General features: G+C 44.6%; 16 protein-coding genes. 9 read left to right on the forward strand and 7 right to left on the reverse strand.

Annotated elements, in window-relative coordinates; all coding sequences use genetic code 11:
- The first annotated feature begins 43 nt into the window (after positions 1–43).
- The 6 genes from rseP (at position 44) to B4240_RS00405 (ending at position 8,604) form a co-directional block, all read left to right on the forward strand.
- Positions 44–1,420, forward strand: coding sequence for an RIP metalloprotease RseP (rseP, locus tag B4240_RS00380; protein ID WP_296236219.1), 1,377 nt, complete (start codon positions 44–46; stop codon positions 1,418–1,420).
- Between the two features lie 263 nt (positions 1,421–1,683).
- Entirely contained in the window at positions 1,684–4,110 is a 2,427-nt protein-coding gene (bamA, locus tag B4240_RS00385) for an outer membrane protein assembly factor BamA (protein WP_296236220.1), read from the forward strand.
- A 160-nt stretch (positions 4,111–4,270) separates the two neighbouring features.
- Positions 4,271–5,287 (forward strand): UDP-3-O-(3-hydroxymyristoyl)glucosamine N-acyltransferase, encoded by a 1,017-nt coding sequence (gene lpxD, locus B4240_RS00390; protein WP_296236221.1) that lies wholly within the window; start codon positions 4,271–4,273, stop codon positions 5,285–5,287.
- A 150-nt stretch (positions 5,288–5,437) separates the two neighbouring features.
- A complete protein-coding gene (gene fabZ, locus B4240_RS00395; RefSeq protein ID WP_296236222.1) occupies positions 5,438–5,947 on the forward strand; it encodes a 3-hydroxyacyl-ACP dehydratase FabZ in 510 nt (169 codons plus the stop codon).
- Between the two features lie 219 nt (positions 5,948–6,166).
- Positions 6,167–6,946 carry an acyl-ACP--UDP-N-acetylglucosamine O-acyltransferase gene (gene lpxA / locus B4240_RS00400; protein WP_296236223.1) on the forward strand — a complete coding sequence of 260 codons (780 nt, stop codon included), beginning with the start codon at positions 6,167–6,169 and terminating at the stop codon, positions 6,944–6,946.
- A 305-nt stretch (positions 6,947–7,251) separates the two neighbouring features.
- Positions 7,252–8,604 carry a sodium-dependent transporter gene (locus B4240_RS00405; RefSeq protein ID WP_296236224.1) on the forward strand — a complete coding sequence of 451 codons (1,353 nt, stop codon included), beginning with the start codon at positions 7,252–7,254 and terminating at the stop codon, positions 8,602–8,604.
- A 188-nt stretch (positions 8,605–8,792) separates the two neighbouring features.
- On the opposite strand, the gene tgt is transcribed toward B4240_RS00405, so the two are convergent.
- Together tgt and asd are read right to left on the reverse strand one after the other, a co-directional pair.
- Positions 8,793–9,944 (reverse strand): tRNA guanosine(34) transglycosylase Tgt, encoded by a 1,152-nt coding sequence (gene tgt / locus B4240_RS00410; protein WP_296236225.1) that lies wholly within the window; start codon positions 9,942–9,944, stop codon positions 8,793–8,795.
- A gap of 196 nt (positions 9,945–10,140) precedes the next feature.
- On the reverse strand, positions 10,141–11,274 hold the full coding sequence (gene asd / locus B4240_RS00415; protein WP_296236226.1) for an aspartate-semialdehyde dehydrogenase: 1,134 nt from the start codon (positions 11,272–11,274) through the stop codon (positions 10,141–10,143).
- 699 nt (positions 11,275–11,973) lie between these two features.
- Here asd and B4240_RS00420 point away from each other — a divergent pair.
- The gene (locus B4240_RS00420) at positions 11,974–13,104 is read left to right on the forward strand and encodes an endonuclease/exonuclease/phosphatase family protein (RefSeq protein ID WP_296236227.1); all 1,131 of its coding nucleotides are present in this window, start codon (positions 11,974–11,976) and stop codon (positions 13,102–13,104) included.
- Between the two features lie 484 nt (positions 13,105–13,588).
- Here the strand turns inward: B4240_RS00420 and B4240_RS00425 are convergent, their stop codons facing one another.
- Positions 13,589–14,998: a peptidylprolyl isomerase gene (locus B4240_RS00425; protein WP_296236228.1), complete on the reverse strand. Its 1,410-nt coding sequence runs from the start codon at positions 14,996–14,998 to the stop codon at positions 13,589–13,591.
- A 192-nt stretch (positions 14,999–15,190) separates the two neighbouring features.
- Positions 15,191–18,334 carry an LPS-assembly protein LptD gene (locus tag B4240_RS00430; protein ID WP_296236229.1) on the reverse strand — a complete coding sequence of 1,048 codons (3,144 nt, stop codon included), beginning with the start codon at positions 18,332–18,334 and terminating at the stop codon, positions 15,191–15,193.
- 355 nt (positions 18,335–18,689) lie between these two features.
- On the opposite strand from B4240_RS00430, the gene B4240_RS00435 reads away from it, so the two are divergent.
- Together B4240_RS00435 and murU are read left to right on the forward strand one after the other, a co-directional pair.
- Positions 18,690–19,814, forward strand: a complete 1,125-nt coding sequence (locus B4240_RS00435; protein ID WP_414707056.1) for an aminoglycoside phosphotransferase family protein — start codon at positions 18,690–18,692, stop codon at positions 19,812–19,814.
- A gap of 104 nt (positions 19,815–19,918) precedes the next feature.
- Positions 19,919–20,647 (forward strand): N-acetylmuramate alpha-1-phosphate uridylyltransferase MurU, encoded by a 729-nt coding sequence (gene murU / locus B4240_RS00440; protein ID WP_296236231.1) that lies wholly within the window; start codon positions 19,919–19,921, stop codon positions 20,645–20,647.
- A gap of 102 nt (positions 20,648–20,749) precedes the next feature.
- Here the strand turns inward: murU and B4240_RS00445 are convergent, their stop codons facing one another.
- The 3 genes from B4240_RS00445 to B4240_RS00455 are packed head-to-tail and all read right to left on the reverse strand — an operon-like array spanning position 20,750 to position 23,424.
- A complete protein-coding gene (locus B4240_RS00445; RefSeq protein ID WP_102077207.1) occupies positions 20,750–20,866 on the reverse strand; it encodes a DUF2474 domain-containing protein in 117 nt (38 codons plus the stop codon).
- Between the two features lie 36 nt (positions 20,867–20,902).
- Entirely contained in the window at positions 20,903–21,919 is a 1,017-nt protein-coding gene (gene cydB, locus B4240_RS00450) for a cytochrome d ubiquinol oxidase subunit II (protein ID WP_296236232.1), read from the reverse strand.
- Entirely contained in the window at positions 21,919–23,424 is a 1,506-nt protein-coding gene (locus B4240_RS00455) for a cytochrome ubiquinol oxidase subunit I (protein WP_414707057.1), read from the reverse strand. Before B4240_RS00455 ends, cydB begins: the two co-directional genes overlap by 1 nt.
- Positions 23,425–23,933: the final 509 nt, after the last annotated feature.

Consider the following 23,933-nt stretch of genomic DNA (forward strand, 5'->3'; position numbering starts at 1 on the left):
TTCAAGTTGAGAGTGGGGTAAAAGAGAATACTGAGAAAAGATCATGACGTTTTTATTAACGCTGCTTGCGGCCATATTTGTCTTAGGTCCGCTCATTGCCTTGCATGAGTGGGGTCACTATATCGTGGCACGTCTCTGCGGCGTTAAAGTGCTCACGTATTCTATTGGCTTTGGCCCCAAGCTTTTTGGTTGGACGAGTAAAAAAAGCGGCATTGATTATCGTATTTCGGCACTGCCGCTTGGTGGTTATGTCAAAATGCTCGATGAGCGTGAAGGCGAGGTAGCCGCAGACGAGCTGCATTTGGCGTTTAATCGTCAGCATCCGCTAAAGAAAATTGCGGTTGTTGCGGCAGGCCCTGTCATGAATTTTGTGATTGCTATTGTGCTATTTTGGGTATTATTTATGACCCCATCTGAGCAATTAGCAACGAAGATTGGTGAGGTTTTGCCAGATACCCCAGCAGCGATGGCGCAGCTACCTGTGGGTGATAAAATTGTCGCTATTGACGGTCATGACGTACAAACGTGGGAAGGCATTAACTACCGCCTTGCTGGGCGTATGGGCGAAACCGATAATGTCAGTGTTACCTTGCAGTCAGATGCAGAAGCTAATGGCGCTATTAAGACCTACCAAGCACCGATTAAAGAGTTTATGCAAGGCGATGCGCAAGGCAAAGACGCGCTATCAAGCTTTGGTATGCTACCGTGGCAGCCACAAATTGCGCCAATCGTTGGCGACTTGACCCCTGATGGCGCGGCCAGTCGTCAAGGCTTACAGGTTGGTGACCGCATTACTGCCATTAATGATAAAGAAATTAAAGACTGGATTAGCGCCACGCGAATCATTCGCGACAATCCTGAGACTTTGCTCAGTTTCACCGTGCTGCGTGACGGCAAACAAGTTCAGTTATCTATTATGCCGCAAGGTAAAAAAGACAATTTAGGTAACGTTTATGGGCAAATTGGTGCTATGGTAGCAGAGTCTGAAATCGTGATCCCTGATGCTTACAAAACCATGGTCGTCTATGGTCCTGGCGAGTCGTTGGTGAAGTCGTTTGAAAAGACTGAGCAGTTGGCCGTTATGACGGTCAGTTCAATGGGTAAGATGCTCTCAGGCATGATAGGTTTGGAGAATTTATCAGGACCGATTACCATCGCTAAGGTCGCCAAACAAAGCTTTGATATTAGCTGGCAGATGGTATTATCGACGGCGGCGTTGATTAGTTTGAGCCTTGCCGTATTGAATCTTTTGCCCATTCCTGTGTTAGATGGTGGCCATATTGTTTATTATCTGATTGAGCTGATACGCGGCAAACCACTCTCTGAAGGCGTACAAATGGTCGGCCTTAATATTGGTTTACTCTTGCTGGCAGGTTTCATGGTGTTAGCAATTGGTAATGACATCAGTCGGCTGTTTTGACAAAGGATGTGACGATTTAGCAACTAAGGCACGACAGATTAATGGTTGTACGTTTCTTCATAGCAGATTGTTAAGGCATTACGGCGTTTATTTTATAGTACCGCTACTGTACTAATTTTATTTTTTAGTTTATTTTATGATGCGTTTTATATAAAGTGTCCTGAGTCCGCCATGAGCGCCTGCATAATTGCGCGCGAAATAGGCTGGACAAGATGTGCTTTTTAACTTAACTTAAGCAAGTTTTTTATTGACGGATAGTGTTTATGCGTACGCCTTTATTTATGAGCGCGGCTGGGTTGCCGTTAGTTGTAGCGATGATGAGTATGCCGGTTCAGGCTGCAGAATTTGTGGTCACTGATATTGGTTTTAACGGTCTACAACGCCTAACTCCTGATAGTCTCTATCCAGTGTTACCTATTACCGTAGGTGATACGGTCAATGATAGTCGCTTGGCCGCCAGTATTAAGGCGCTGTATGCGACGGAAAACTTTGCCGATATCCAAAGTCGTGTCGAAGGTGGCAAGCTGCGCTTTGATGTCGTCGAGCGCCCTATCATCGCTGAAGTCAACTTTGAAGGCAATAAGCTCATCCCAAAAGAAGGGCTTGAGCAGGGGCTTAGTAACGCAGGCTTATCAGTCGGCGATGTGCTTAAACAAGCGACATTGCAAGGGGTTGCTAACGAGCTACAGCAGCAATACATCAGCCAAGGTTATTACAATAGTAATATTGAAGTCGATCAAACGCTGCTTGATGGCAACCGCGTCAAACTTGACGTGCGCTTTATCGAAGGTAAACCTGCCAAAGTGGTTGATATCAATATTATTGGTAATAAGCACTTTAGTGATAAAGAGATCAAAGACGTCTTTGCCGTCAAAGAGTCGTCGTGGACACGCCTGCTATCTAAGTCGGATCGCTATGCTAAAGAAAAACTGGCAGCCAGTTTAGAAAACTTAAAAGCGCTTTATCAAAATGATGGTTATGTGCGTTTTTCTGTAGATAATGCAGTCCTTAATATCAGTGAAGATAAAAGCAGTGTGTTTATCGAAGTTAGCTTAAGCGAAGGCGAGCAATATCAGTTTGGCGAAGTCAACTTCTTAGGTAAGCCAACCTTTGATAACAGTGAGCTAAAAGAGCTGGTGACATTTGCGTCCAATGAAAAATACTCACAAGCCAAACTTGATGCCACAACGGCCGCCCTTAAAAGCCGTTATGGTAATGAAGGCTATTATTTAGCCCAAATCAGACCAGTACCGCGTATCAATGATGAGACCAAAGTGGTCGACGTCGATTATTATATCGATCCTGCGCGTCCTATCTATGTGCGCCGTATCAACTTTACGGGTAACTTAAAAACCCAAGATGAAGTACTGCGCCGTGAAATGCGTCAGTTAGAAGGCGCGCTTGCTTCTAACGACAAGATTCAGCTGTCACGCACGCGCTTGATGCGTACTGGCTTTTTTAAAGCCGTCAATGTCGATGTGAAGCCCGTGCCTAATCAGCCAGATCAAGTCGATGTCAATTATACGGTCGAAGAGCAGCCTTCTGGTAGCTCGACGATTGCGGCTGGTTACTCGCAAAGCGGCGGCGTCACTTTTCAGTTGGACTTGACCCAAAATAACTTTATGGGCACCGGTAACCGTGTGAAAGCAGCGCTATCACGTTCTGAAACGCGTGATTCTTATAGCTTGGGTTATACCGATCCGTACTTTACCGAAAACGGCGTGTCGCAAGGTATCAGCGCATATTATCGTGAAACCAAATACGATGACAGAAACGTTAGTAACTATGTCACCGATGCTTATGGTGCCACGCTGAACTACAGCTATCCTGTTGATGAAACCAAACGCGTCAGTGCAGGCTTAAACGTTGATAAGACAACCGTACGCGGTGGTAGCCGTCTTGGTGTATCAAACGTGCAGCAAATTATTGATGGCGGTGGTTCATTCGAGAAATTTATTAATGATGATAATGAATTCTCGGGTCGTACTGGTTTTAAAAATGACTATCAAACCTATAATTTACTACTAGGCTGGGATTACAGCACCCTAGATCGGCCCGTATTTCCAAATAAAGGCATGAGCCATACCATCGATGCAACGATTGGTCTTGGTGACGAAAGTTATCAAAAGCTTATTTATCGCGGTAACATTTATTATCCTATCTATAAAGACTGGATAGCTCGCGGTTATACTAAGCTTGGCTATGGTAATGATTTGCCGTTTTATGAAAACTTCTATGCCGGTGGTTATGGCTCAGTGCGTGGTTATGAAGCATCAACGCTAGGACCTAAATCGCAAAGCTACTATGATGCTGTGAGCGACCAACCGGGCACATTAAAACCAGAAGAGATCGGCGGTAATGCGCTAGTCACTTTTGGTACCGAACTGATTTTACCGATGCCGTTTAAAGGCGATTGGGCAGACCAAGTACGTCCAGTACTATTTGCCGAAGGTGGTCAGGTGTTTGATACCACAGATAAAGAAGATCGTACTTTTATTGATCCAGTTAAAGGTAACGATACTGGTGTTCCACTACTAACTCAAGACAATAAATTCCGCTTTAGTGCGGGCTTAGGTGTCACTTGGTATACGCCAATTGGCCCGATTTCACTCAGTTATGCGGTGCCTATCGGTGACAAAGAAGGCGATGAGACCGAAAAAGTTCAGTTCCAAATTGGTAACACTTTTTAGTCTCATAAAGCCCTGTAGAGCGGTTTAATGGCTTTTGTTCGCGCAAATAACTATTAACCAGCAATTAAAATTTAGTAGGTCGTCAAGATGACATCTCAACTTGGCGACTCTCTTATTCATACCAAGAGCAACTATACTAGCAATTATACTAATAGAAACTATGACAACGATTGAGCAACTTATCACTCGGATTGAGCAGCGTCAGCCTGTTCTTAATAAGGACGACCTTAGCGCTGAGCAATTGTGTCTAAAATTAGACGGTATTGGTAATTTAACAACCGCCAATTCGCAGCAGTTAAGTTTTTTAGCCAATCCGCATTATATTTCTAGTCTAGCAAGTAGTCAGGCTGGGGCAGTGCTGATCACGGCAGAGCATCAAGACAAGGTTGCACAGAACACGGTTGCCCTAGTCGTTGCTGCGCCTTATTTGGCTTATGCCAGTGCCAGTCAGCTTTTTGCCTGCAAATCGGTGGTGAGCGGTATTCATCCAAGCGCTGTCGTGGCAGAAAGCGCGGTTATTGGCAATGAAGTCACTATTGGGCCTTTCTGTGTCATTGGTGAAGAGGTGCAAATTGGTGACCGCAGTGAGCTTGATGCTCATGTGGTCATCGAGGCAAACACCACCATTGGTAGTGATTGTGTGCTCAAATCCCAAGTGGTGATAGGGCATGACTGTGTACTTGGTAACCATGTTAGATTGCACGCTGGCGTCAGTGTAGGGGCAGAAGGTTTTGGTTTTGCGCCCACAAGCAACCCTAGCGTTACGGGCTGGGAGCGTATTGCTCAGCTAGGACGCGTGGTGATAGGTAATCATGTACGAATTGGTAGCCAAACCTGTGTTGATCGCGGCGCACTCGATGATACGGTGATTGGTAATCATGTTATCATTGACAACCTCGTACAAGTTGCTCATAACGTTCGTATCGGCGATGGTACGGCCATTGCGGCGCAAACCGGCATCGCGGGTAGCACCAGTATTGGTAAGCGCTGTATTATCGGCGGCGCTGTTGGTATTACCGGTCATATTGACATTGCTGATGATGTGACCTTATCTGGTATGTCTATGGTGACCAAATCCATCACCAAGGCTGGCTCATACTCTTCTGGAACGGTAGCCATGCCAACGGCCAATTGGCGCCGTGCAGCGGTACGTTTTCGCCAGCTTGGACGTGACTAGGACAGCGTGACTATTCTATTACGGCTCGAGACCCTAAAATTAATAAATGACAATGAGTGCTTAGCGCTACGATAAGTATTTACAGAATTTTAAAACACAGCAATGCTTAAAATTAAAGCAACGCTTAGAATATAGCAAGGAAGCGCCATTATGAGCACGACTGATATTGATAGACCGAGTGATGAAGACATCAAAAGCTTAGCAGAGCAAGGCTTAACACTCCCATTAACCTATCATACCTTAAAGCATTATCTGCCGCATCGTTATCCATTTTTGCTGGTCGATAAAGTGATATCTTGCACGCCTGGCGAATGTATTACCGCTATTAAAAATGTGACCATTAATGAAGAATTTTTTAATGGCCATTTTCCTGATCAGCCGATTATGCCAGGGGTGTTGATGGTTGAATCAATGGCGCAGGTGTCAGGTGTGCTTGGTTTTATTAGTGCCGGATTGACAGCAGAAGACGGTTATCTGTATCTGTTTGCAGGGGTGGATAAAGTACGTTTTAAGCGCCGCGTTATCCCAGGTGATCAGCTGATTATTCGCGCCAAAACCGTACTACAAAAGCAGGGCATTTATAAGTTTGATTGTACCGTCCATGTAGAAGACGAGCTTGCTGCGAGTGCGCAGATTATGATTGCCCGTCAGGGACAATAAAAGTCAGTGATTGTTATTGTCGTCAATAAAATTGATGAAAATCATGGCTGCATTTTAAGCAAAGCTGTACTTTTAAACATAGTGGTACTTTTAAACAAAGTTATTTTTTTAAAACAGTTGTACTTCTAAACAGAGCGGATATTAGGGTGATTGTTAACGCTAAACGGTCTGTATTTGTTTTACCATTTACTCGCATCAGATAATACAAAGGCCCACATTATGAGTCAGATCCATCCAACAGCACTCATCTCACCGTCCGCTAAGATAGATGAGACTGCCATCATTGGTCCTTATTGTATTGTCGGTGATGAAGTTTCCATCGGCGCCCATACAGTGTTGCATCGACATGTGGTCGTAGCGAGACTTACGCGCATTGGGGAGTACAATCAGTTTTATCAGTTTGCCAGCATCGGTGAAGACCCGCAGGATTTAAAATACGCTGGTGAGCGCACTTGGCTTGAGATTGGTGATCACAATACCATTCGCGAGGCGTGCAGTTTGCATCGTGGCACCGCACAAGACAGTGAGCTGACCAAGATTGGTAGCCACAATTTATTAATGGTCAATACCCACGTGGCTCATGATTGCTTAATCGGTGACCATAATGTACTGGCTAACAATGTCGGTGTGGCAGGACATGTGTCCATCGGTAATCATACAATTATCGGCGGCAACTCAGGTATTCATCAGTTTTGTACGGTTGATGATTACAGCTTGATTGGCGGTGCTAGTCTGATTTTAAAGGACGTGGCTGCTTTTACTATGGTTTCTGGTAATCCTGCTAAAGCCCATGGTTTAAATGTCGAGGGCATGCGCCGTAAAAATTGGTCAAAAGAGACGATTGATGTACTGCGCCAAGCGTACCGTGTTATCTATCGATCAGGGCTGACGACGGTTCAAGCGCTTGAGATTTTAAAAGAAGAGCTGTTACCAAAAGAGCCAAAGATTGCTTTATTGATAGATTCGCTACAAAAAAGCCGTCGCGGCGTGGTACGATAAATATTGTTTTACTGACAATAAAAATAGTTTAAAGCCTTACGCTTAACAAGCAAACATTTATAAATTATTGCTAAAAATATAAAAAGCCATAACTATTAGTTATGGCTTTTTATATTTATGACTACTTGACTTTTTTGGTTGCTTAGCAGAAACTGAGCGTTTACGATATTGTAAACAATTCTTTCATAATGTTGCTAGGCGCGTCACATTGACACGTTGATTAAATAGCGCGCTACAATAAAGCGCTATTTAGGATAATCAAGGAAGGTTATCAGCAGCATTCATTGAAGCACGAGGAAGGCAAAATGGCTATTAATAAACAAGAACACGCTCAGTGGAGCTCAAGTTTTGGCTTCGTACTGGCGGCAGTGGGGTCGGCAGTTGGTTTAGGAAATATCTGGAAGTTTCCTTACATGGTTGGGGAGAGCGGTGGTTCCGCTTTTGTTATCGCCTATTTATTTTGTCTTGCTCTGATTGGTTTTCCAATTTTAGTTGCAGAGTGGTTGATTGGTCGCCGCGGACAAAAAAACCCTATCAATACTTATTCTGATGTTGCCGCAAGCGAAGGCAAGTCCCGTAGTTGGAGTATCGTAGGTGCCACGGGTATTCTGGGCGGTTTTTTGATTCTATCGTTTTATAGCGTCATCGGTGGCTGGGCCCTTAACTACATCACCAAAGTTGGCTCAGGAAGCTTTGCTGGTCAAGACAGTGATTCTGTAGCGGCTACCTTTGATGCGATGCTAGCGTCAGCGGGTACGTTGACGATCTGGCATACTGTTTTTATGGTCATCACCGCTGTAATCGTTGGTGTGGGCGTGACTAAAGGTATTGAAAATGCGGCCAAGATTTTAATGCCGTTACTAGGGGTGATTTTATTTGTTATCGTTGGCTACAACGTCATGAATGGTGGTTTTGGCGAAGCGGTCAATTATCTGTTTGCTCCAGACCTTAGTAAACTAAACGGCGATGTGATGCTAGCAGCTCTTGGGCATGCTTTCTTTACGCTATCTATCGGTATGGGCATTATGGTGGCTTATGGCTCTTACTTGGGCCGTGACGTTAATTTGTTAAGCACGGCGCGTACGGTTGTCATTTTGGATACCGTTATCGCTTTGGCTGCTGGTCTAGCAATTTTCCCAATTATCTTTAGCAACGGTCTTGATCCTGCTTCAGGACCTGGTCTTATCTTTGTCAGTCTGCCAATCGCTTTTGGTAGCATGGGCGCGGGCGCCATTATTGGTACTTTGTTTTTCTTATTGATTACCTTTGCCGCCGTGACGTCATCAATCTCGCTGCTTGAGCCAACGGTTGAGCTTTTAGAAGAGCGTACGCCGATGAGCCGTACCGTATCGACCATCGTGGCTAGTATCGCTGTTTGGCTATTAGGTATTGCCGCCTTGTTATCATTTAATCTATGGAGCGACTTTACCATCATGGGCAATGGTATCTTTGACGCCCTAGACAAGGTTACCAGTAAATTTATGCTACCTTTAACAGGCCTTGCCGCGATTATTTTTGTCGGTTGGCAAATGGATCAGCGTAGCATCCAGCAAGAGCTTGGATTGTCGAATTTCACGTGGCAATTATGGCAAATCATTGCTAAATTTGTTGCGCCAATCGCTGTACTTATCGTTTTCGTGACCTCTTTGATGAACTAAATTGACTTCATCAATACTATCAGCTGTGTTCTTAAAGTATGAGCATAGCCTAGATAGTAAAAATGACCCATTAATACATCCCATTAATAAAATATAAAAAAGGGCTTAAGAAATATCTTAAGCCCTTTTTGCCTCTTAACCAACTTAATTTAAAGACTGTGATACAGATCAAACAATCTTAGAAACGCCTAACGTAAATTGAGTTCAGGAACGCTTTGTCCGCGTTTACTATAAAACTCATTTACAAACTCATCAAATCTGTCTTGTTCAATCGCGTCTCTGATACCTTGCATCAAGCGCTGATAGTAGCGCAGGTTATGAATAGTCGCCAGCTGCGCACCCAGCATCTCTTTACATTTATTCAGATGTGATAAATAGGCACGGCTAAAGTTTTGGCAGGTATAGCAGTCGCATTCAGGATCTAAGGGACCTTCATCGGTACGATATTGGCTGTTACGTATACGTATGATGCCAGCGTTTTCGGCGTCACCAGTGACAAAGTAATGACCGTTACGCGCGTTGCGAGTTGGCATGACGCAGTCGAACATATCCACGCCGCGGCGTACCCCTTCAACGAGGTCTTCAGGCTTACCAACGCCCATCAAATAGCGCGGCTTATCGGCTGGCATATCATCGGCGATATAGTCTAGTACTTCTATCATCTCTTCTTTTGGCTCACCAACCGACAAGCCGCCGATGGCATAACCATCAAAGCCAATATTAAGTAGCCCTTCAAGAGATTGCTGGCGCAAATCGGCATACATACTGCCTTGAATGATGCCAAATAACGCATTGGTACTGCCAAGTCTCTTATGCTCATCAACGCAGCGCTGACCCCAGCGTAGTGACAACTCTAAGGATTTTTTGGCTTCGTCATGGGTGGCAGGATAGGGCGTACATTCATCAAATTGCATGACGATGTCTGAATTTAAGCTATATTGAATTTGCATCGATTTTTCTGGCGATAAAAATACTTTTGCGCCATCAATCGGTGATTTAAAAGTCACCCCTTCTTCGGTGATTTTACGCATTGCCCCAAGGCTAAATACTTGGAAGCCGCCCGAATCGGTGAGAATGGGCTTATCCCAATGCATAAATTTATGCAGACCGCCAAATTTATCAATGATATCGGTACCTGGACGCAGCCATAAGTGAAAAGTGTTGCCCAAGATAATATCCGCGCCAATCGCTTCGATATCACGCGGTAGCATACCTTTTACGGTACCATAAGTACCCACTGGCATAAAAGCAGGCGTTTGCACGTCGCCGTGATTGAGATGAACCGTACCACGGCGCGCGCGCGTGATACCGCTGGCCGTTTTGTGTAAGACAAATTGCATAAGATAATCGCTATTTAAGCTATGAAAATGGCGCTAATTATAGCATTGTTAAGCGTTTTTTTGGACAGCGAAATTTAAGCGGCGAATAATTTGTATAGATAGAAAAGCCAGCCATAAAAATGGTCTAATGACCAATAAAAAAAAGACAGCAAGCGCTGTCTTCTTTTAATTTAAGATTAAACCGATGAGAATGAATTTAGCTGTTTTGCTCACGGATAATGTTTAGCATACGGCGTAGCGGCTCTGCTGCGCCCCACAACAATTGGTCACCAACGGTAAAGGCACCTAGGTATTCAGGACCCATGTTAAGCTTACGTAGGCGTCCTAGCGCGACGGTCAAAGTGCCCGTTACTGCCACAGGCGTCAAACGGTTCATGGTCGCTTGTTTGTCGTCTTCGACCACATCTAACCACTGATTACCGCTATTTTTAAGCGCGGCTTCGATTTCTTCTAGCGGGATATCTTTTTTGAGCTTAATCGTTAGCCCTTGAGCGTGGCAGCGCATGGCACCAACGCGGACACACATACCGTCAATGGCAATTTTATCTGCTTCAGAATTACCAAGGATTTTATTGGTTTCAACGCCGCCTTTCCATTCTTCACGCGATTGTTTGTTTTCTAACTGTGCGTCGATATAAGGAATCAAACTACCCGCTAATGGCACGCCAAAGTACTGTTTAGGAAAATCATCTGAGCGCTGCGTCTGGGCGATTTTTTTATCAATCTCAAGAATGGCGCTAGCAGGGTTGGCAAGCTCGTCTTTAACGGCATCATGAAGCACGCCCATGCCTTCGATTAACTCGCGCATATTGTTGGCCCCAGAGCCGCTCGCTGCTTGATAGGTCATGGCGCTGACCCATTCGACCCAGCCTTTATTAAACAGCTCACCGATCGCCATAAGCATCAGTGACACGGTACAGTTGCCGCCGATAAAGTCTTTTTTGCCGCTCGCTAGTGCTTTATCAATGACGCTGCGGTTAACGGGGTCAAGAATGATGATGCTATCGTCTTCCATGCGTAACGTGCTTGCCGCATCAATCCAGTAGCCATTCCAGCCGCTATCACGCAGGGGCTGATGCACTTTTGAGGTGTAGTCGCCACCTTGGCAGGTAATAATCACATCACAGGCAGCAAGTGCTTCAATATCATGAGCATCTTTTAGTTGGCTGGTCTTCATACCGTCAAAGCTTGGCGCGTTGCCGCCTGCGTTACTGGTCGAAAAAAACACCGGTGTGATACCATCGAAGTCTTTTTCTTCACGCATCCGCTCTATCAATACTGACCCGACCATACCGCGCCAGCCTACCAAACCTACTGTTAAATTACTCATGAAACTGAATCCTTTTTACCATAAATTGTTGCATCGCCAACCGATAACAATGCCGTGAATAGCAGCAAAAAGCAAGGTTTTTTAGAGAATGCACAGTGTTTTTTAGCGGCGATTTATTATATACACTATAACGTTGAGTGATGATTCTGCCAGCTACGATGACAAAGCAGGGATTAGGTTTAATGCTTATGCATCTTGCTACTTGTTCAGCTTATTGATTATTGGCTATTAACTGTTGGCTTACTGACTATTTGCTATAAATAGTGCCAACGCTGCTTAAATACAAGCCCATCCTATCAGGATAGGTTTTTTATAAGCGTATTTCTTGCATTCTCGATAAATTAAGGACACCGGTGAAAAAGAGGTTATAAATAACCTGAATACAAATAACTTAACTACTATTAAAATGGCTCAGAGTGTAATTTTTTACGGTGAACAGACGCGCGATGAGTATGCAGTAGTAGGCGATGGCAGCATGAGATGCTAAAGTGAGCAGCTATTATTTATCTCACTGTTTATCTTGCTGTAAAATTACAAAGATTAGCAGTTTAAACAGTTATTTTTAATTTAAGCGGTCACTATATTAAAAAAACTTATTATTAAAAGCCTCACTATTAAAAATGTCACTGTTAAAAACGTTACCATCAACATCAGCATCATTGGCTTAGCCATTCATTCAATAAACGGTCGATACACTTTATGGATTTTTCCCTATTATATTATGGCGCACAGTGGTTAGCGGGATTGATTGCCTTTGTCACCATTTGGGGCTGGTTACCTCTCGATAACTGGTGGGTGCGCGGTGTTGAGTTCCCCCGTATTCAGATTATATTTCTTGGTATCGCTGCTTGGATAGTTATGTTGCTATTTTGCTCCGATTGGCAGTTTGCGCAGTGGGTGTTATTTATTGTCTTAAGCATTGCGCTCGCCTTTCAGCTTAGAATGGTATTGCCCTATACCAAACTGTGGAAAAAAGAAGTGCTAAGCGCCAAAGACATGCCAGAGGGGCAAGCGCACCAGCTCAAAATTATGGTGTCGAATGTCTTAACGCCTAATAATCATACGCAAAAATTGGTGGAGCTGGTAAAAGATAAGCGCCCCGATATTTTAGTTACTTTAGAGACAGATAAAAAATGGGAAAAAGCCCTTCATCAAATTGAAGCAGATTACCCTTATACCGTCAAAGTACCGCTGGATAATCTGTATGGTATGCACCTGTATTCTAAGCTTGAGCTTATAGAACCTGAAGTCAAATATTTGATGATTGATGATATCCCCTCTATTCATACACAGATGCGTTTGCAGGGCGGCCAAGTTATCTGGCTATACTGTTTGCACCCCATGCCGCCAAGTCCGACAGAAGCCGATAAATCGACGACGCGTGACGCTGAGCTATTGATGGTCGGAAAACACATCAAAGAAAATAAGCAAACGGCGATATTGGCAGGCGATTTAAACGACGTGGCTTGGTCAAAGACCACCCGCCGCTTTCAGCGCATCTCAGGCTTGTTAGATCCGCGTATTGGGCGCCATTTTATCAATACCTTCCATGTCGACTACCCCTTTTTACGCTGGGCGCTGGATCATATTTTTCATAGTGCGTGCTTTACCTTGGTCGATATCCAGCGTATGCCTTCTATTGGTTCCGACCATTTTCCGGTGATGACAACGCTGCAATACGAGCCAGAAGAAGCAAGCATACAAGAAAGTCATGCGCCGACCAAGCAAGCAGCAGATGTCAAAGAGACAGAACATAAAATCGAGGCAGGCAAAAAAGAGGGCTGTAAAGTGTCAAAAGAGCACGCCCAGGCAGAGGATAAGAGCGATTGATAAGATAGATTGATGAGTTGTTTGAATATTTTTGAACGCGGCGATTAGGATGTAAGCAAATGCTTACGTTAAATAAGGTCTTTAGCCTCTAGTCGTCTCCCGTCAATTAACCTAGAATACAACCATCAACACAAGGATACGCAAGGATGCAGTGTTGAGGCAGTAACGATAAAAGCACAGGTCAGCCCGCTGTCTTATAGGTTACTGTTTATGACTTAGGATGAGTCAACACGGAAGAGATAATAACAACAATATGAAACGCCATAGCCCTGAACCCATCGCCCTAGGTTCGGGGCTTTTCTTTGGGTGTTGGTTTTTATGAATGTTTGGAAATCCTCTTTAATCACCAATTCTTTAATCGTAATAGAGGCGCAAAAGTAGCAATTAAATTTATCTCCAAAAATTGTTGGTATTAATAAATGCTTTAGATAGCAAAAAGGGTAGAGACATCAGCATCTACCCTTTTTTATCTGATTAACAGCGGCTAACCCAGTACTTGGATGTAAGCGCCTGCTCGCAGTTCTTGTAGCCAGTCTTCTTTGGCTTGCGGCGCAAGGCGCTGGTATAACGCTTGACGCGCCATATTACGACGGTATTCATCGCTGACATCTTGCTCACGCTTACCTTCGACTTTTAAGATGTGCCAACCAAACTGCGTTTTAAAGGGCGCAGAATAGTCGCCAACCGCGGTATTTTTCATCATGGCTTCAAATGGTCCAATCATCTGCTCTTCACCAACCCAATCCAAATCGCCGCCGCGCCCTGCTGAGCCGGGATCATCTGAATACGTCGCTGCTAGGCTCGCAAAGTCAGCGCCTTTACGTAATTGCTCGTAAAGGTCATTGATTTTTTGCTCAGCCAAGGCATCGGTTTGCAGCTCATCGACTTTCACTAAGATATGGCGGGTATGCCACTGCGGCACTAGCATGGTATCACTGGTTTTTTTATCAGCCAGTTTAATGATATCAATGCCTTCAGGGGTTACTAACGGAGCGCTCACAGCGCCGACCTCGAGTTTGGTGATTTCGCTGGCAAGCTCGGTCGGTAGCGCCGCGGCTTTATGAAAGCCCATATCACCGCCTTGCAACTGAATAGGATAGCTGCCTTGGCTTGCCGTAATGGCTTCTGTGACATCAACGTTTGGTGCAAGCAAGCGAGTGCGTAGACGTTGCGCGACCTTTAGCGCTTCGTCACGCTGGGCGTCAGACAATCGGCTATAGTCATCCATGTAGGGCACGCGCACATGAATGGTTTGATATTCGCTTTGATTTAAGCGCTTGGCTTCAGGAGAGGCCAAAAATGCATCGATATCTTGTTCGCTAATGCGCACGCGGCTTGCAATTTGGCGCTGCTGCAACGCTTGAATCGCGGCATCTTCAATCAATTGCGCGCGTAAGGTGGCATAGCTTCCTGGTCTGGCGGCGTCCAAACGTTGTTGCAAATCACCAATGCTACTGAGTCCTTCGGCTTGGGCGATTTGAGCCAAACGTTGATTAATCGCGGCTTCATCAGGATTTAAGCCAATACGTTTGACCATCGACAGCTGTAATTCACGCAAGATAAGGGCGTTTAACACTTCAGACTGCAATTGGGCAGAATTGGCAATCGGTTCGCCCGCTGCTTGAGCACGTGCTTGAGTTTGCGCCATAGCAGCGATCAAGTCGCTTTTTAAGATGGCGTTTTCATTGACCAAAGCAATGATACCGTCTGTACTATTGGCTGGCGTCAAACGTGCGGCGCTATTTTGCTGAGTACTAGCATCAACTTTTGCAGCTGAAGTTTTTGCAGGCTTCACGGTTGCTGCTTGTACACTCAGGCTGAGGGCAATAGCGCCTGTCATACCCATAGAAAGCAATACAGCTCGGCTTGTCTGACGTAAAGAAAAAAATCTCATGATGCTCCTCATCAATGTCATTGCATCGGATGGTAATCGGTTAAGCCTATTGACGTTACTGTTAATAGTGAAGTAGCGGCTAGGGCTGTTTATAATAGGGTACAAACAATGTTATATCACAAATGATACTTTATACATAAACCATCAATCATACGTGAATCTAAGCGTATAGATGATATTTATTCATCCTTATTAATCCTTCCATGCGCTTTGAACCGGCTCAAAACCCAACACTTTGTCAGCAAGTAAGCGCGTTAAACGGCTGCTACCGCTACCAAGACCGTTGAGTCTGATCTCGGCCATAATCGCTTGTGTGGGTTTGTCTTTGATGTTTAAGTCATTATAGTAACGACGACCGTAAACTGCAAAACCAAAACAGCAATCTTCATAATCGACGCCGATTAATGAATCCAGCATCTTATTACGATTATAATCATACTGACCCTGCGCCAGTACACGCCAGTTGTTATTAACGGGGAAAATCGCCGATGCGGTAAATGCCGATAAAGGTAGTTGATCGGTGTTTTCATCACGCATACGCTTTACAAAACCGACGTTAAATAAGCTGTTGTCGGACGGCTGGTAGCGCAGCTCAGTGGTGATATAGTTTAAATCATAGCTATTGGTCAGGGCGCCACTCATATCGACCCAGACGTTGTTATAAGGCTGGGCGCTGGTATCCCATACCAGTCCAGATGAAGAGGACGTTAGTACGGGTTTTTCGCCATCGAGGGTCACGCGTCCATCGTCGATATAAAACTGCTCTGCAATGCTACCATCAAAACGTGTCACACCCGTTGCATCGATGTAACGATAATTAATGCCTGGTGTAAAGGCATGCAAATCTTGCAGGCGGTCATGGCCTAAAAACCAGCTGTCCGAAAACAGTTGCTCATAGTTGATAGAAGCGATACGGGTATTAAAGTTAGGAATATCGTTTTGGTCTTTATAGGGTGAGTAGGTGTACTTTAAGCGCGGACTGAGTAAGCGATAACCGCCTAAGGTATCGTCAAAGGCACCAAAAGGCGAGCCTGCTTGATAAAAGTGCAACCCAGCATCGACACTGACTTGTGGCACAAACACCGATTGACTGCCATCGTCTTTACTCAGATCATTATCCGCCAAACTGTCTTCATCATAAGACGTATACAGATGCTGTAAGCTAAGCTTAGGTTTAATATAGCCCCAAGATTTTTCCATTGGATAAACGGCGCTTAGCTTATTATAAAATCGCGTGCCACTTTTTTCATTTTCAGAGCCATCATCGATGGACTTTTTAAAATAAGCGGAGTCACTTACCCCCGTAATATCAAAGCTTTTTGCCCACGGCAGGCGATAATCAAGTTTGAGCTGCGGCAAGCGCGAGTAGGGCTTATCTTTGTCTTGTAATGGCTGCCCATTATTATTAAAAGCATCGAGCGTTTGAAAGGTTTCGACTTTTAATTCACCATTAACATAGTCATTATAATAATTAACCCGAGCACGGCGCGGTAGGTTTAACGTATTGTCTGACAAACCTAACGTATCAAAATCATTGAGATAATCGGCATCGGACACATAGCTGTATTTTGCATCACCACTTAAGCGCGGAATGCTGCTAGACGACCAGTAATGATCATAAAAAAAGCTGCTACGATCTTCGCCGTCATATTTTCTGTCACTGGGCAAGTATGAGCCGTTAAAAATCCCTTCACCATACTCCTCAGTTAGATAGCGAAACTCACCAGATAGCATGGGGTTGCGATTGGTGTAAACACGGGTGTTCAGGGTGGCGTCGTAGTTAGGCGCTAAATTAAAGTAATAAGGCACATCAACTTCAAGACCGCTTTCACTACCAACACTCGCGCTCGGTAATAAAAAGCCGCTACTGCGCCGATTGTCTATAGGAAAGTTAAAATAGGGTAAATAGAATACTGGCACATCGGCAATTCTAAAAGTCGTATTATAAGCTTCACCGCGACCCGTTTCGGTATCTAAGTCGATACTTTTGGCATCAAACTGCCATTTGCGATTGGTCGGCGGACAGGTGCTAAACATCACCTCATCAAGCTCATACTGGGTTTCGTTGGGGCGATTGAGGCGTTTAGCGTAGCCGTGTGCTTGCAGCTCTACACTGGCAAAAGCCACGTCTTTTGCTGTTGATTGGCCGGTTTCGGTATTATAGTTTAAGCTGTCCGCGACACCGATAAGACCACCAGTTGACGCTTTATCAGTAAGGCTGGCTTTATTGTTTTGAGCATTGCTGTTTTGTCTGTTGCCGTTTTGAACACGGCCAGCTTGCGATGAACCAGCGGCATTTATGTTTTGCCCCGTCGCTTGGTCGGTAAACATCACTTTACCTTGCGCGGCTGCCACATTATTATTTAGGTCGAGTACGATTTTGTCGGCTTCGACATGCTGCGTACCTTGGTCAACAATGACATTGCCTGAGAGCTCAGCATAATCGACATTATCATAATAGCCATAATCCGATTCTGCGAACAGCGGCGCTTGATTATTTGGAATGCCGTTTAAGTTGGGCGCTGGCTGACCGTTACTGGCGCCCGTTTCATTGACAGCGCGCTGGTAATTAGGATTTTTCTTGGGATAGACCCATTGGCCTTCGCAGCGCTGGGCGCTATCGACGCTATTTGGTAGCAGCTTTAAGTCGCTACCTACGGCTGGAATGGTTTGCGCGGTAAAGGCATTTTGAATATCGCTGTTATTGCTGTCTGCTACGTGATCTTTTTTATTATTATTTAACGTTGCAGGATCTGTATCTGGCGTTAATTCGTAAAATTCTGCCAAACGCATCAGACTGTCTTGAATACTGTCGTCATCAGTATTAACGCGGCGTTTACCAGCGTTAGTTTCAGCATTGTTTTGCTTATTACCATTGCTAGTGGCATTAATACTGGCACTGCTGTCATTAATGGCTGTGATATTTATATTATCGTTATTATCACTATTAACATTGTTGACATTAATAACATTGTCTAAAGCGTCATCATTAGTGAGAAGCGGCTTATTTTTATCAGCGGCAATATTTTTGGTTTGACTGTCGCTTTCTTTAAAGGCAGCGTTTTTAACGCCAATATTGTCAAAGTCGGTACTGTTATTGTCCGTCTTTTGCGCACGCTTGCTGTGATAACGAATGTCTTGATTGACTGGGCTTTTAGTTTTAGCCGCGACCTCAGAAACATAATCGCTAGCGTTATCAGTGACCAATGCCTCAGTCATCTGCGCATCAACGTTGTTATCGACATTATTAGGAGCCGCACTGACCGTCAAGCTGGATAAGCCCAAGGCGCCAAATAAAATCAAACGAATGCTTTGGTAAAGCGGAGAATATAACAAGGGCACACCTATGATTGTAGAGCCTATTGGATTGCGAGCGTTGGATTGCTGGCCATATTTTAGCGCCATTTAACGGCAAATAAACCAGTCATTCAGACGTTAATCTCGAAAATCGGAACGTTTTATATATAATGACGACTAATCATAGTCAAAAAAAACCAAATCAGCTACACTATTTACCAAAATTTATAATATAGCGGACTATATAGACTTTCTCACTGCTTCATAGCACGAGAGTCTGAATGATTAATCTGCTTAAAGCCGCTGCGTTGGTCAGTCGCGCGCCCATTATTTTAACAACTATTTGCCACCCATATCACTAATTTAGTCAGTTATGACTGATATTTAATCTGCGATGTTTTTTATGACGAATAAAACCCTATTAGACCCTAGTGTAAATGCTGCTCGCAAGCAGCAGTTAGAGCAATGGCTGCAAGACGTGTTTGCCAATCAGAAATTTACCCTTGATAGTCTGCCTGGTGACGCCAGCGCGCGCCAATATCACCGTATGCAGTTACTGGGCAATGACGACGTAGAAACTGGTCACTATGAAACTGGGCGCTATATTGTCATGGATTCGGCTGATGAACAAGACGCGTTGCAGCAGTTTATCAATGTCGCAAAGCTCATGTCACCAGCAATCAATGTCCCGACGCTTGTAGCTCAAGACGTGGCAAAAGGCTTTTTGGTATTGCAAGATTTTGGGACGGTAGAGTTTGCCCATCTGCTGGTCGATGCGTCAGCCGCTCAGGTGAATGACTATTATCAATTGGCGATGCGTACTTTGGTTGCCTTGCAAGCGCTGCCTGTGGCGACAGCAAAAGCGGATTACCAATTGCCGGATTACGACACGGCGCTATTAAACCGTGAGATGGATTTGTTTAGCGAATGGTTTATCCCTTATATTGGCGTTGAGCTTGAACAATCGCTTTGGCAAAATCTTAAATCTGCTTTAATCGCTGAGATTTTGTCACAGCCGCAGGTCGTCGTGCATCGCGATTATCACAGCCGCAATTTGATGCAAGACCAAGCGGATCATACGCGCTTGGGGGTGATTGATTTTCAAGATGCGGTGATAGGCGCATATACCTATGATTTGGTGTCATTAGTACGCGACGCCTACGTAGAGTGGCCAGAGAGTCAAGTAGCAAGCTGGATTCAGGATTATTGGCAACTGCAAGAGCAAGCAGGGCTTGCGACCGCTGATAATGCGGCGCAGTTTGAAAACGACGTCAACGTCATGGGCGTACAGCGGCATTTAAAGGTGCTGGGCATCTTTATCCGCTTATTTGAACGTGATGGCAAAAGTCGCTATTTGGCTGATATTCCAAAAGTCATGCGTGATTTAATCTTTGAGCTAGAGTGGCTTGCCGAGTATGGCAGTCCCGATATGCAACAAGCGGTCAATCCTTTTAATGAATGGCTGCGTGAGGTTATCTTGCCTGCTTATCAACATAAATTTGCCCAGCAATACGTTTAAATGAGAGTAAAAAAGTAAAGATGCTTAAAGCATTTAAAACGGTCAATCATTAACGGTTAATTATTAAAAACTAGCAATAATTCAGTGAACAACAAGGAGCGTGTATGTCGGTAATAACGCAAGCAATGATTTTGGCGGCTGGCAAGGGTACGCGCCTGCGACCGCTAACGCTTGAGACGCCAAAGCCTTTGGTTGAAGTGGGCGAGCAGCCACTTATTGTTTGGCACATCAAAGCCCTACAGGCTGCTGGTATCACTGACATTACTATCAATACGTCATGGCTTGCGGACAAGCTGATGCAGACGCTGGGTGATGGTGCAGAGTATGGCGTGACGCTGCATTGGTCGGTTGAGGACGATGAGCCGCTTGAAACGGCTGGCGGCATTTTTCATGCGCTGCAAACGCATAAGCTGCGCGATGAGCCTTTTATCTTAGTCAACTCCGATGTTTGGACGACCTATGATTTTGCTCGGTTGCAGGACTATACGCTGGGGCCTGACCAACTTGCGCACTTATTATTGATTGACAATCCTGAGCATAATAATGGCGGCGACTTCGCCATCAATAATGGACTGGCAAGCGAGCAGCCAATTGCCGACGCCAACAAATATACCTTTGCCGGTATCAGCGTTATCTCGCCTAGACTGGTTGATGGGCTGGTAACAGGGCAACCTGCAGCGCTTGCGCCATTGTTAAAACAAGCCATGCTAAAGTTCCAAATTACCGCTGAGGTGATTAAAGACAATTGGATAGACGTTGGTACCCCTGAGCGCTTAGCACAAGTCAATGAATTTATCGAAAATCACAGCGTTGATCATCATCGCGGCGCTTAAACGGTTTTACGACAGTTAAAGTTAAAACAAAAAAGCAGCGCTGAATATTAGTACTCAGCGCTGCTTTTTTAGGCCCATAAGTGTGATAAAAATAGACGGATTTTATACACCCATGGCCAATTTTATTAATTGGGCAATGGTAAAAACAACCAAAAAACCGGCGAGATATAAGCCAATAAACCATGCCCATTGCGACTGTTTTTTACTGAGTTTTTTCACATCGAACTCCTGAAAACTTGGGGTTTAGAATACTGTTTAATACATGTGCTCGTGGTTGGTTTTACCTTTAAAAGTATAATACGCAAATGCCGTATAACTCAAAATGATAGGCAACATAATACCTGCGCCAATTAACATAAAGGAGAGCGAAGTATCAGCCGCTGCCGCTTCATAAATGGTCATTTGATACGGTACGATGTACGGGAAGACCGCCATACAAACCCCAATATAACCCATCAAAAATAACGCAACGGTCAATAAAAATGGACGATATTCGCGCTCAGTTTTTAAGTTTTTACGCATAAAAAAGAACAACAGCAACACAATAATCGGCATAGGCGCTAAATATAACAAACCTGGTAAACTAAACCAGCCTTCAAGCGCCTCGATATCTGAAAAGTACATATATATCGTGACCGCAATCATTGCGACGATTAAGGCTGTGAGCAGCCACCCTGAAACTTTGCGCGCCCATACTTGTAGCGTGTGTTCGGTTTTGATAATCAGCCAAGTAGAGCCAAGTAGCGCATAACCAATTAACAGCGCAAAACCGCACATGATAGAAAAGGGCGAGAACCAATCAAAAGGCCCACCGGTATATAGGCGGTTGCTTGCCTCCAAGCCTTGCACTAGCGTCCCAAGCATAATCCCTTGGGCAAAAGTCGCAACGACAGAGCCGATAAAAAAGAAACCATCCCAAACGTAGCGATGCGCGGTTGCTTTAAAACGAAACTCAAACGCCACGCCGCGCATGATTAAACCAAACAGCATAAAGATAACGGGCAAATAAAGACCGCTCATAATGATGCCGTAGGCAACAGGGAAGGCCGCGAATAAACCGCCGCCGCCTAGCACCAGCCAAGTCTCGTTACCATCCCAAAAAGGGGCAATAGAGTTCATCATGCGGCTACGGTTTTTATCCGAGCCTGCAAATGGAAACAAGATACCGCAGCCCAAATCAAAACCATCAAGCAAGACATAAATAAAGACCGATAGCGCAATTAAGCCGCCCCAAATTAAGGGTAAATCTAATACATCACCATAATTAAACATTAGCGTAACCCTCCATCATCGACGTCGTCAGCAGGTTCTTCCATGTCTTTGTCATGCCCCTCGGTTTTGTCAGAGGCGTGCTTATCACCGCTCAAGGTACGCCCTTGGGCTTCAGTGACAGAATGATCATAAAAATGATCGTCCGACGGATCTTCGTACGGTTTGGGTCCTTGCGCAATAAGACGCAGAATATAAAAACTGCCTGCGCCAAATACAAAGGCATATAAAACGATAAAGCCAATTAAGGTTGTCGCCACTTGCTGCGCTGCGACAGGGGACATACTTTCAGCAGTACGAATGACTTCATAGATTGTATAGGGTTGACGACCCGTTTCGGTCACAAACCAGCCCGCGAGCAAAGCGACAAAGCCAAGCGGCGTCATCATCATCCATGCACGGTGGAAAAGTTTACTCTCAGGATTGAACTGCTGTTTTTTGAAGTACTTATAAAGGCTAAACAAACCGATGAGCAGCATCAACATACCAATACCAACCATGATACGAAAAGCCCAAAACACGATAATGACGGGCGGCTGATCCTCTGGTGCCCAATTCTTAAGCCCTTTGACTTCGCCATCAAACGAGTGGGTAAGGATGAGACCTGATAGATAAGGAATACTGACTTCGTATTTATTGGTTTGGTTTTTTTGATCTGGAATGCCAAATAGTACAAGCGGCGCACCGCGTGCATCTTCCCATAGACCCTCCATCGCTGCTACTTTGGCCGGCTGATGCTCAAGGGTGTTTAGACCATGCATATCACCGATAAGTACCTGTGTTGGCGCGACAAATATCGCCATAATCATCGCCATGCCCAGCATAACGCGACCATGCTTTCGATGTTCCGTATGTTTTTTGGACTGTAGATAGTAAGCGCCGATACCGCCAACGACAAAGGCGGTGGTTAAAAATGCCGCCGTCATCATATGGGCAAAGCGATAAGGGAACGAAGGATTAAAGATAATCTCAAGCCAATTGACGGGATATAACAGCCCATCAGCCCCTAACATAAAACCTTGCGGCGTTTGCATAAAGCTGTTGGCCGCCAAAATCCAAAATCCTGATATCATCGTACCAATGGCTACAATAGCGGTGGAGGCAAAGTGCATGCGTTTGCTCACCCGTCCCCAACCAAACAGCATAATCCCTAAAAAGGAGGCTTCTAGGAAGAATGCCGTCAATACTTCAAAAGCCAGTAGCGGTCCTAGGACATTACCCGCTCTATCAGAAAAGACGGCCCAGTTGGTACCGAACTGGTAAGACATGACAACGCCTGAGACCACGCCTAACCCGAAGACGACAGCGAAAATCTTGACCCAGTGTTTGTATACTTCGACATAAATAGGCTTGCCAGTTCTAAGCCAGCGAAACTCAAGCACGGTCAGCCAGCTGGCAAGACCGATAGAAAAAGCAGGAAAGATGATATGCCATGAGATAACAAAGGCAAATTGGATACGCGCAAGCAACAACGCATCCATTTGATCAATCATAAATGTAGCGAACATAAACGGTTACCCTTATCTGTTAGCTGAATAGCGCTGGCTTCCATGATACGCTCAAGTAACTGTCCGTAACCGTCCATCAATCAGGGCGCTAATTATTACGGGCAATCGCTAAGTATAGTTAGCGGCAAATGTGGTTAAGAGAAAAATTTAGCTAAATTAGCGTTAATAACAGCAGTGCCTTAGTAGTTATTAGATTTCAGTAACGACAATGTTTTAATAAATGTTCTAATAATTGTCATGCTGTCCTACTCATAGGTTGCAGTTACTACTATTTAGCTAAAGTAAATAATTTATATCCTTATAAATTATCAAATAGTCATCAATGACAATATGACCAAGTTTAAATGCTCAAGATTAAATGCTTGAGTATTATGCGCCTGACCCTGCGCACGCGCAAGTTGCACAAGTGTGTTATCGCACACCTAGCGGTCATAAAGCACTTACAATATTAGCCAATACTATTTTAAATAACAGCCATTGTTTAACTATTGTTATCAATAGATACCAAA

The organism is Psychrobacter sp. UBA5136 (assembly GCF_002414005.1).
GTDB lineage: Bacteria > Pseudomonadota > Gammaproteobacteria > Pseudomonadales > Moraxellaceae > Psychrobacter.

Bases quoted from the DNA above. Each gene is read 5' to 3' on its own strand.
- asd (WP_296236226.1), bottom strand. From the start codon at position 11,274: ATGAGTAATTTAACAGTAGGTTTGGTAGGCTGGCGCGGTATGGTCGGG.
- B4240_RS00420 (WP_296236227.1), top strand. From the start codon at position 11,974: ATGGATTTTTCCCTATTATATTATGGCGCACAGTGGTTAGCGGGATTG.
- murU (WP_296236231.1), top strand. From the start codon at position 19,919: ATGTCGGTAATAACGCAAGCAATGATTTTGGCGGCTGGCAAGGGTACG.
- lpxD (WP_296236221.1), top strand. From the start codon at position 4,271: ATGACAACGATTGAGCAACTTATCACTCGGATTGAGCAGCGTCAGCCT.
- B4240_RS00455 (WP_414707057.1), bottom strand. From the start codon at position 23,424: ATGTTCGCTACATTTATGATTGATCAAATGGATGCGTTGTTGCTTGCG.
- B4240_RS00405 (WP_296236224.1), top strand. From the start codon at position 7,252: ATGGCTATTAATAAACAAGAACACGCTCAGTGGAGCTCAAGTTTTGGC.
- cydB (WP_296236232.1), bottom strand. From the start codon at position 21,919: ATGTTTAATTATGGTGATGTATTAGATTTACCCTTAATTTGGGGCGGC.
- lpxA (WP_296236223.1), top strand. From the start codon at position 6,167: ATGAGTCAGATCCATCCAACAGCACTCATCTCACCGTCCGCTAAGATA.
- bamA (WP_296236220.1), top strand. From the start codon at position 1,684: ATGCGTACGCCTTTATTTATGAGCGCGGCTGGGTTGCCGTTAGTTGTA.
- rseP (WP_296236219.1), top strand. From the start codon at position 44: ATGACGTTTTTATTAACGCTGCTTGCGGCCATATTTGTCTTAGGTCCG.
- B4240_RS00425 (WP_296236228.1), bottom strand. From the start codon at position 14,998: ATGAGATTTTTTTCTTTACGTCAGACAAGCCGAGCTGTATTGCTTTCT.
- tgt (WP_296236225.1), bottom strand. From the start codon at position 9,944: ATGCAATTTGTCTTACACAAAACGGCCAGCGGTATCACGCGCGCGCGC.
- fabZ (WP_296236222.1), top strand. From the start codon at position 5,438: ATGAGCACGACTGATATTGATAGACCGAGTGATGAAGACATCAAAAGC.
- B4240_RS00435 (WP_414707056.1), top strand. From the start codon at position 18,690: ATGTTTTTTATGACGAATAAAACCCTATTAGACCCTAGTGTAAATGCT.